The organism is Kineococcus indalonis, from assembly GCF_009906395.1.
Classification (GTDB): Bacteria; Actinomycetota; Actinomycetes; order Actinomycetales; family Kineococcaceae; genus Kineococcus; species Kineococcus indalonis.
This window is the reverse complement of the sequence record NZ_JAAALM010000774.1, coordinates 1-1,314: the sequence shown is the minus strand read 5'-3', so window position 1 is coordinate 1,314 and position 1,314 is coordinate 1. Positions and strand designations below refer to the sequence as shown.

At 76.9% G+C, this 1,314-nt stretch carries 1 protein-coding gene; it reads left to right on the top strand.

Features of this window, described 5'->3' with window-relative positions:
• Positions 1–112 precede the first annotated feature (112 nt).
• A complete protein-coding gene (locus tag GTR00_RS21020; RefSeq protein ID WP_166613460.1) occupies positions 113–1,291 on the top strand; it encodes a hypothetical protein in 1,179 nt (392 codons plus the stop codon).
• Positions 1,292–1,314 lie beyond the last annotated feature (23 nt).

The following is a 1,314-nucleotide window of genomic DNA, read 5'->3' as shown; positions in this document are numbered from 1 at the left end:
GCGTCGGACTCCCCCAGGAACATCAGGTAGGTCGTCCAGGCGACGCGGACCTCGTCGACGAGCTCCTGGGGGTCCAGGCCGTTGTGCTCGGCGACGGCCACGCTGGGTAGGGTTGGTCAGGACCGCCCCCGACGCCGAGGTGCCCGCCGTGCCGAAGAAGAAGAAGCCCGCCCGCCGCGCCGCCGGCTCCCGCACCGCGCCGGGCCTGTCGCCGCTGCGCACCGGCGGGCGCGCCCTGGGCGACCTGCAGGTGGCCTACCGCACCTTCCTGGAGACCGAGGAGGAGGAGGCGGTCCTGGCCCCCGGGGACCTGGAGGCCCGCCTCATGGAGTCGCTGGGCTGGCTGCTCATCGACTCCGGCGAGGAGGTCGCCCAGAGCTCGGCCACCCACTTCAGCGCCGGCGAGCTGCGCCGGCTGTTCACCGAGCTCGTCCCGGCCGTCGCCGAGCACAACGGCCTGGACCCCCAGGAGCTCGTCGACGAGGTCCGCGTCGCCTGGACGACCTACCTGATGTTCCTGGGGGAGTCCGACGCCTGGCGCGGCGACCCCGAGGAGCTCGCCGACTGCCTGGACGTCGCCTCCGGCGGCATCGCCGGCGCCGCCTCCGACCAGCACAGCGTCCTGGACGCCCTGGAGGCCGCGGCCCTGGCCGTGCCGCGCGAGGAGGAGCTGCGCGACCTGCAGGACGTGCCCGTGGTCGCCGGCGCGCTGCGCGCCCTGGGCGCGCTGCGCGCCGGCATCCCGGTCGGGGAGGAACCGGTCGTGGACGGCCCCGTCGTGGAGGCGCTGCGCGCCGAGGTCGGCGACGCGCTGGACCCGGTGGCGCTGTGGCTGGACTGGGCGGCCGCCGGCGTGGTCGAGGTCGTCGACGGGCGCACCCACGTGCCCGGCCCGGTGGACGCCCTGCACGAGCTGGACCCGCGCCGGGACGTGGCCGCCCGCGCCCTGGCCTCCGCGATCACCAACGTGCTCGCCGCCTCCACCACCCCGGCGGCCGTCGTCGGCGGCCTCAGCGTGGTCACCGCCGCCGTGCTGGACCCGATGACCACCACGCAGCTGCGCTCGGTGCTGGAGAGCACCGGCGACGCCGAGCACCTGCCCGCGGCCCTGGAGACGGTGCAGGCCCTGGTGCGCCTGGGGGTGCTCTCCGCGGTGGAGCCGTGGACGGTCCGGCCCGGCCTGGCCGGCGCGGTGCTCGACGTGGTGTCGGTCTTCTTCGCCGAGCAGGACCGCGAGGACCCCGCCGCCGCGCACGACGCCCCGCCCGTGGGGGTGCCCGAGCACGCCTGAGCCCGCCGGGTCCCGCCCGGCAC